8 protein-coding genes are annotated in these 3,297 nt (G+C 68.4%); all 8 read left to right on the forward strand.

The window, feature by feature from the left end; all coding sequences use genetic code 11:
- Positions 1-359 (forward strand): hypothetical protein (locus ACFVWR_RS18945; RefSeq protein WP_387215954.1); only part of this gene is annotated, 359 nt, incomplete at its 5' end.
- A gap of 94 nt (positions 360-453) precedes the next feature.
- Positions 454-963, forward strand: a complete 510-nt coding sequence (locus tag ACFVWR_RS18950) for a phiSA1p31-related protein (RefSeq protein WP_387215957.1) — start codon at positions 454-456, stop codon at positions 961-963.
- Positions 960-1,355 carry a hypothetical protein gene (locus tag ACFVWR_RS18955; RefSeq protein ID WP_387215960.1) on the forward strand — a complete coding sequence of 132 codons (396 nt, stop codon included), beginning with the start codon at positions 960-962 and terminating at the stop codon, positions 1,353-1,355. The genes ACFVWR_RS18950 and ACFVWR_RS18955 overlap by 4 nt, the downstream gene beginning before the upstream one ends.
- Positions 1,352-1,687: a response regulator transcription factor gene (locus tag ACFVWR_RS18960; RefSeq protein WP_387215963.1), complete on the forward strand. Its 336-nt coding sequence runs from the start codon at positions 1,352-1,354 to the stop codon at positions 1,685-1,687. Before ACFVWR_RS18955 ends, ACFVWR_RS18960 begins: the two co-directional genes overlap by 4 nt.
- Positions 1,684-2,103: a response regulator transcription factor gene (locus ACFVWR_RS18965; RefSeq protein WP_387215966.1), complete on the forward strand. Its 420-nt coding sequence runs from the start codon at positions 1,684-1,686 to the stop codon at positions 2,101-2,103. Before ACFVWR_RS18960 ends, ACFVWR_RS18965 begins: the two co-directional genes overlap by 4 nt.
- A 106-nt stretch (positions 2,104-2,209) precedes the next feature.
- Complete coding sequence (locus ACFVWR_RS18970; RefSeq protein WP_387215969.1) at positions 2,210-2,725, forward strand: hypothetical protein; 516 nt, start codon at positions 2,210-2,212, stop codon at positions 2,723-2,725.
- A 36-nt stretch (positions 2,726-2,761) separates the two neighbouring features.
- Positions 2,762-3,067 (forward strand): hypothetical protein, encoded by a 306-nt coding sequence (locus ACFVWR_RS18975; RefSeq protein WP_387215972.1) that lies wholly within the window; start codon positions 2,762-2,764, stop codon positions 3,065-3,067.
- A 19-nt stretch (positions 3,068-3,086) separates the two neighbouring features.
- Positions 3,087-3,297: hypothetical protein (locus ACFVWR_RS18980; RefSeq protein ID WP_387215975.1), on the forward strand; the 211-nt coding region annotated here is incomplete at its 3' end.

Genomic DNA, 3,297 nt, shown 5'->3' on the forward strand with positions numbered 1-3,297 from the left:
CACCACCGCCTGAAAGGCACACCGTGAAGATCGCCCTGGACCTGCCCGAGTTCACCGTCGACACGAGCGTGGGCTACGCCGACCCGTACTACGACCCCGGCACCTGCGCCAGCTGCGGATACGAGCGCAGCGACACCATGGCCAAGCTCGTGCCGTTCGGCTGGCTGCACACCGTGCCGGAGCACGAGGGCGAGAAGTCCTGCCTCCAGAAGGTCGTGGACGGAATCCAGAAGAACGCGTGGGGCGTCGATCCGTCTACTGCGTGGAAGACCGTCGCGCAGCACGTGGCGAAGTATCCGTCCCGGCATTCCGTTTCCGAAATCCGTGCGGTCATCACCGCGCTGATGAAGCCGGCCTGATGACCGCGTTCCTCCTGTGGCCGTTGGCCGTCCTCGAGCTGACGCCCCGAGCCCTCCACCACATCGCCCGCACTCTCACCCCGAAGAAGGCCCGATGACTGACCTGTTCGCCGCCACCGAAGGCCCCCAGGACGTCGCAGCCGACGAATGCCCCTGCCCTAACCCCGACGACCAGTACCTCATGGAGATCGACGAGGGCGGCGTCACCCTGACGCACAAGGCGTGCGGGAAGCAGCCGCGCGGCGACTACCTGGACCTCGTGTGCCTGCCGCAGACCCCGGTGACCGTGAAGGCCGAGCCGTACGGGAATTGCGACGGCCGCGAGTGGCACGGCGATCACCGGTGCGACTGCGGGATCTACCTCGACGTCGCCGTCAACCACCTTGCGGTCATGCACAACGACCAGCCGTACCTGATCGGCCGCGACTACGCGGACCGGGACGGCGAGGTCTGGCGGATCAGCGACCTGCGGGACGCCCAGGACCAGCCGCTCGTGTACCTGCTGCCGGAAGGCGCGGGGGAGCCCGGCCCGATCGCCGAGATCGACGAGGCCTACGGGCCGCTCACTCTCCAGCCCCTCACCCCGAAGGAGACCACCGCATGACCATCAACGAGCAGTCCGCCGCGAAGCGGGCCACGATCACCCTCGACACTGCCAACGCCGACCGCCAGTACCCGGCCTACCAGCTCAGCATCAACGCCATGTGGGACGAGCACAGCGGACACGGGTACCGGCTGATGGGGCCGAAGTACATCGGCCGTAGCAAGAACCTGCGGACCGTGGAACTGAAGCAGCGGGATGCGGATGAGATCCGCGGCGTCCTCGACGAGGTGTTCCCGCCCGAGCCCGCCAAGGACTCGGAGACGGATCGCGCCGAAGCGTTCCGGGAGGCGGCTCGGCTCCTCGAGGAGACCGGACACAGCGACGACGCGGTGAACCTGCTGTACACCGTCGCCGAAGGCATCGCCGCGAACGCGCTGGCGGAGTCCGTATGACCGCCCCGGTGCAGGTGGGCCCGTCGCCGCACGGTGGCGGGCCCGTCCCGTTCATGCCTCACGCGCGGATCTTCACCCATCGGGAGCGGCAGGTCCTGGTTCTCGTCGCGAACGGCAACACGAACCGATCCATCGGTCAGGCGCTGGGGATCGGCGAGGAGACGGTGAAGACCCATATGCGCAGGGTCCTGCGGAAGCTGCGGGTCTCCGATCGGGCGCAGGCCGTCGCGGTCGGGCTGCGCGTGGGGCTCTACGGCCTTGAGGACGTTGCGGTGCCGCATCACTACCGAAGCCGTGCGCGTGTGGAGCCGAGCCTGGACGGTGCCGTATGACCGCACCTGTTCAGCCGGGTCTGTCTGCCTCGAGCGGCGGCCCTGTTCCATCCTCTCGCCGCGGACCCAGCCGACGCCCCCTCAGCCCTCACCAACTGGACGCCCTGCGGCTCGCTTCCCTCGGCAAGACCCACACAGAGATCGGACGGCAGCTCCTCATCGAGCCGACGAGCGTCGGGAAGCTGTTCACCGAGGTGTTCCGGAAGCTCGGCGCGGTGAACATGCCGAACGCGGTGCTGCTGGCCGCGCGTGCTGGCCTCCTGGACGGCAAGCCGCAGCGGCACGGTGACCATGCGGGGTTCGCTGCGCACCGGTACCGCAAGGAAGAGCCGTGTGACGCCTGTTGGGAGGGCGAGCGTGCCTATCGCGCGGATCGCCGGGCCGTCCGGAAGGCCGCGCGGCAGCACGCAGCGTGACCGTAACAGTCCTTGAATTCGGACATCTTCGACACTGCCATCGGCTGTAGACCGAGCCAATCCGGCAGAACTAACCCACCGTCACATTCCGTTCTGTGGAGCCCCCATGCCCGAAACCACGACCACCACCATGCAGCCTGCCGTTGACCTCACGCCCCGCGAGCGCGTCGACGAATGGGCGCCCCTCCTGCGTGAGCACGGCTGGCAGGTCCAGATATCCGCCACCATGGCCCGCGCCCGCCTCGACGCGTTCCACCCGTCCGGAGCGGTCGCCATGGTGACCGCCGGCACGGACGGCCGTTCCCGCTCGGGGAAGGCCCACCTGTACGTCCTGAAGCCGCCCGGAGCGTCTCCGAGGGGCTGGCTGTCCGTGAACCGCGCCCCGTTCGAGGAGTTCGCCCGCACGCGTGCGGTGAAGTCGGGGCGCTGGGTCCACTCGAAGTGCAGCTGCAAGAAGATCCGGCACGCCACGGAGGCCCGCGCCAAGGACGCGCTGCTGGATACGCGGATACGGCGGGCCGTGCATCACCAGGAGCGGCGGAACGAGTGCCGTGTCTACCGGTGCCCGAACGACGACCGGGCCTGGCACCTGACCAGCCAGCCCGCACGCCACGGCGCCTGAGTCCCTGCAGTCCCCTTCACGCCCCTAGGAGAGCTCATGTTGCACGTCCTCTTTCTCGCGCTCACCCTCGTCGGACTGGGCAGCGCCATCCTCGGGCTCATCGCCCACACTCGCGGTATGCGAGCCACTCCGTACTACGGGGTGACGGCCGCGGCGTTCACTGTGGCAGGCATCGGCAACGTCGTCATGGGGGACTCCAATGCCTACCTCCAGGCGGTAGCAGCGGCTGTGAACGCCTGGCTGTGGTGGCACAGCGGCGGCGGTGACGGCACGAAGCGTCGCCTCAAGTCGTGGGCGTCCCGCTTCCAGGGCATCCGCCGCACCGCTCCCTCTCACACCTGACCCGCCCCGAGGAGACCTCATGCTCTACGAACGATTCGTCAGCCTGTCGATGATCCTTTTGTGGTTTACCGCAGGGCTCGCGTTCTTGGCGGTCTGGTACGCCGTCACTGGTGACCTGTATCCGCCGCTGTGGGTGCGGATCGTGGTCGCTGCGCTGCTGTTCCCGGCGCTGATACCGCTCGAGGCGGCTCTCGCGCGCCGGCATGAGCGGCGTAAGCGGGGCCAGATAG

It is taken from the genome of Leifsonia sp. NPDC058292, assembly GCF_042880955.1.
GTDB lineage: Bacteria > Actinomycetota > Actinomycetes > Actinomycetales > Microbacteriaceae > Leifsonia.